Annotated in this window: 3 protein-coding genes; all 3 read left to right on the top strand. The window is 60.8% G+C overall.

Features of this window, described 5'->3' with window-relative positions; translation table 11 throughout:
• The coding region (locus tag WAW39_RS25945; RefSeq protein WP_422322063.1) for a hypothetical protein at window positions 1-230 on the top strand (230 nt) is incomplete at its 5' end.
• 144 nt (window positions 231-374) lie between these two features.
• Window positions 375-3,287, top strand: coding sequence for an ATP-binding protein (locus WAW39_RS25940; RefSeq protein ID WP_422322062.1), 2,913 nt, complete (start codon window positions 375-377; stop codon window positions 3,285-3,287).
• A 58-nt stretch (window positions 3,288-3,345) separates the two neighbouring features.
• Window positions 3,346-4,119 carry a response regulator transcription factor gene (locus WAW39_RS25935; protein WP_422322061.1) on the top strand — a complete coding sequence of 258 codons (774 nt, stop codon included), beginning with the start codon at window positions 3,346-3,348 and terminating at the stop codon, window positions 4,117-4,119.
• Window positions 4,120-4,254: the final 135 nt, after the last annotated feature.

The following is a 4,254-nucleotide window of genomic DNA, read 5'->3' as shown; positions in this document are numbered from 1 at the left end:
CCGCCCGGGCGGCCAATGGTCAGGTTGTCTTTGAACTGAGAGAGCCGAAGAAGGAGGCGCTGGATACCAGCACCTGGGGGCAGCCCCTTTCCACGACACGCCGCGGCGGGTATGGGCTCGGCCTGTGGACGGCACACCGGCTGATGCAGGCAAACGGCGCGTCCTTGCTGCAGCGCCATGTACCCGAAGAAGCTTGTCTCCTCTCCCAGATCATCCTCCCCGCCCTGTGATTGAGATGCGGCCCATTTTTCTCCACATCGGCGTTTCAGTTGCCCCGCTCGTCTCAAGCCCCAATCATTCGCCAGAACTTGTTTCCCTCATGAGCCTGTGTTCCGCACCAGCACCATGAGCTTATGCCGTGCTGCCACAATGCCATGAAACCTTCGTTTCTTCAATCCGTCCTTCTCGCCGCCGTTTTCATGCTGTTCGCTGCGGGCCTCTATCTCTCCTCCGGTGTGCGAGTGGGTGATTACTTCATGCCCCATTCCCACTGCTATTTGTTCAATCAGCAGCTGATGCAGTTGCATGGCGGTTCTGACTTGCTCATCGGCTTCTCCTATGTGGCCATCTCGACGACGCTGGTGTGGCTGGTTTACCGAGTGCGGAATGAACTGCCGTTTCATTGGATCATGATCGCCTTCGCCATCTTCATCGTGGCCTGTGGCGCCACACACTTCATGGAAGTGTGGACTCTCACGGCGGAGAATCCCCGCTACTGGCTTTCCGGCTGGGTGAAGCTCATCACCGCCATCGCCTCCGTGACCACGGCGGTGGTCCTGCCGCCGTTGATCCCGCACATCCTCAACATGCTGAAGGCCGCGCGCCTCTCTGCGGAACAAGGAGTGAAGCTGGAGCGCGCTTACGGCGAATTGAATGATCTCTACAAAAAGGTCACCCAGCTTGACCAGCTCAAGACAAACTTCTTTGCCAACGTCAGCCATGAACTGCGCACGCCGCTGTCACTGATTTTCGCCCCCGTCGAGCATCTTCTTCAGACGGCCAAAGACCCTGCGGCGCGGCGCGAGCTCACCGTGGTGCGCCGCAATGCGCTCCTCCTGCACAAATACGTCAATGATCTGCTGGATGTGTCAAAGCTGGAGTTCGGCAGGCTGGACCTCCATTACTCTCGCATCGATCTCGCCGCCATGGCACGCGCCATGGCCAACATCTTCGAATCCATCGTCAGCGAGCGCGGCATCAGTGTCGCACTTCAGGCGCCCGCCGAGGTGGTTGCTGAAGTGGATGGCGACAAAGTGCAGCGCGTCTTCATGAATCTGCTTTCGAATGCCTTCAAATACGCCCCCAATGACAGCACCGTGCGTCTCTCTCTGGCCGAGGACGGCGACCACCTCTCACTCACCGTGGAGGACGCAGGCCCGGGCGTGCCTCCTGATTACCGCGAAACCATCTTTGAGCGTTTCCAGCAGGGAGACAGGGACACCCAGCGGCGCTATGGCGGCACCGGCCTCGGGCTTTCCATCGTGAAGGAATTTGTCGAAATGCATGGCGGCACCATTTTCGTTGGCGAGAGCGCTGCCGGCGGCGCTCAGTTCCGTGTGCGCCTGCCACGCCATGCCCCGCACGGTGTGGATGTTCAGACCTCGGCGTGGACCGGCACAGATGCCGTGATCCAGCGGCTGGCCAATGCTCCAGCCACCGCACCTGCGCAGACTGATCAGCAGCCCCCTGCCCAGCCTCGGGTGTCGGCACGGCCGGATGTTCTCGTCGTCGAAGACAATCAGGACATGCGTGAATTTATCTGCCGTGTCCTTGAGCCCGATGCACAGACCCGTACGGCAGAAAACGGCCAGGCGGCCTTGGCGGCCATCCGCGAACGAATGCCGGATCTCATTCTCACAGACATGATGATGCCCGTCATGACGGGTGAAGAACTCATCGCCGCTCTCCGCCAGGACGAGGCCCTGCGGGACCTGCCGGTGATCCTGCTCACCGCGAAGGCCGATGAAGAGACAAAACTCAACCTCCTCGTCGAAGGCGCACAAGACTATGTGCTGAAACCTTTTTCCATCGATGAGCTCCGCGCACGTGTGCGCAACCAGCTTCAAACAAAGCTCACCCGCGACACGCTGCGCCGCGCCTTGGATTCCCGTTCAGACGACCTCGCCGCCATGGTGCAGGAACTGGCCGCCGCCAGAACCACCGCCGTGGCGGCCAATGCGGCCAAGGATGATTTCCTGGCAGTGCTCAGCCACGAGCTGCGCACCCCTCTGACTCCCGCCCTCGCCGCCGCCTCCGCTCTCATGAACGAGACCGCAGATCCGGCAGAAGTCCGTGAATACCTCGCCATCATTCGTCGCAACATCGAGCTGGAGGCACGGCTCGTGGACGACCTTCTCGATGTCACCCGCATCACTCAGGGCAAGCTCCGCATCCACTCCACCCCCACGGATCTTCATTCCATTCTGCGTGATGCCCTCGCGATGATCAAACCCGCCCTGCAGGAAAAGCAGATCACCCCGGTATTGGATCTGGCCCGGGACAGGCTGATGATTCGCGGGGATGCCGCACGCCTCACCCAGGTGTTTTCAAACCTCTTCGGCAACGCCGTGAAATTCTCCCCCCCAGGCGGCCAGGTGACGATCCGCACCATGCAGTCGGCAGACAAGTTGCGAGTCGAGGTCGAGGACAATGGCATCGGCATTGTCCCGGAACTGATGCCTCAAATCTTTGAACCATTCCGCCAGGGCCAGGCCGGCACCACACGGCGTTTCGGCGGCCTGGGACTTGGGTTGAGTGTGGCCAGGGGGCTGGTCGAAGCACACGGCGGCACCATCAGCGTGCGCAGTGCCGGCCATAAGCAGGGCGCGACATTCATCGTTGAGCTTCCTGTCATTGCCGCCGGAAGCGCTCCCGAAAATGCACCAGCCACGCCCAGTTTCTCTCCTGACGCACCAGCCCGTTCCTTGCGCGTGCTGCTCGTCGAGGATCACGACGACACCCGCCATGTTCTCCACCGCCTCATGACGCGCTGGAACCACAGCGTCACTGTCGCCAGCACACTGGCAGAAGCCCGCAAGGCGATCGCGGAGGGAACGTTCGATCTGCTGCTGAGCGACATCGGACTGCCCGACGGCTCTGGTTATGAAGTCATCGCAGCACTGCGGGAGCATTCGGACATTCCGGCCATCGCCATGAGTGGTTACGGCATGGAGTCGGATATTGCACGCGTGCATGCCGCTGGCTTCACCGAGCACATCGTCAAGCCCGTCACCGCCGAGGCCCTGCGCAAAATGCTCCACCGCTTTTCCACCCGCCCTGAAACCTGAAACAGCCCTGAACCACTTGCCGGCGGCACTCTCGCCTGAAGTCCATGATGTCGGTAAAATGCAGCTTGCCCGCCCCGGTTTGACGTTGTTTCCTGTCGGCACCCAACTGATCCCGTTTCTCATGGCGAAAGTCTCCAATAGCACACTCGGAACGAAGGAATCTCCTGCCAAAGAGCTGAAGCGGCGCGTCCTGATCGTGGACGACCATCCCATCTTCCGCGACGGCATCACCCAGCTCATCAATCACCAGCCGGACATGCTTGTCTGCGGCGGCGTCTGCTCCGCCGCCCAGGCCATGTCTTCCGTGGAGGAGCTCAAGCCGGACATGCTCATCGTGGACATCTCCATCAATGGCACCAACGGGATCGAGCTCATCAAATCCATCCGCGCCCAATACCCCGCCCTCCCGGCCCTCATGCTCTCCTCGCATGATGAAAACCTCTACGCCGAACGCGCCCTGCGCGCGGGCGCACGCGGTTACATCATGAAGGCCGAGGCGCCTGAAAAAGTGATCGAGGCGATCCGCCGGGTCCTCTCCGGATCGCTCTACCTCAGCGAAGCCATCGGCGGCCGTCTGCTCGATACTTTTCTCAATGGACGCACGTCCAACGGCAGCGGCTCCGCCGTGGATCAGCTCAGCGACCGCGAACTCGAAATCTTTCACGCCCTCGGGGAGGGCCGCAGCACTCGGGAGATTGCCCTGACTCTTTTCCTCAGCGTCAAGACCGTGGAAACCCACCGCTCCCATATCAAGGAGAAGCTCAAGGTCCAGACCGCCCCTGAATTGATCCGTGCCGCCGTCGAATGGGTCAATAGTCAGTCGAACAAATAGCCAGGCACCCGCCTGCTTCTCAAATTCAAGGCATCCGCTTTCATCGCGTGAGACGATGGCCTCTTTGAACAGGCGGCGAAGAGAAGACCTCGATTCTCTCCGCTCAAAAACCCCCGCTCTGCTTGTTCTCAGTCC

Source organism: Prosthecobacter sp. (genome assembly GCF_049294395.1).
Taxonomy (GTDB): Bacteria; Verrucomicrobiota; Verrucomicrobiia; order Verrucomicrobiales; family Verrucomicrobiaceae; genus Prosthecobacter.
Note: the sequence above shows the minus strand (reverse complement) of the source record. Positions and strands in the feature narration are given on the sequence as shown.

Excerpts from the sequence above, each read along its gene's own strand:
- WAW39_RS25935 (WP_422322061.1), top strand. The coding sequence starts at position 3,346 with ATGCAGCTTGCCCGCCCCGGTTTGACGTTGTTTCCTGTCGGCACCCAA.
- WAW39_RS25940 (WP_422322062.1), top strand. The coding sequence starts at position 375 with ATGAAACCTTCGTTTCTTCAATCCGTCCTTCTCGCCGCCGTTTTCATG.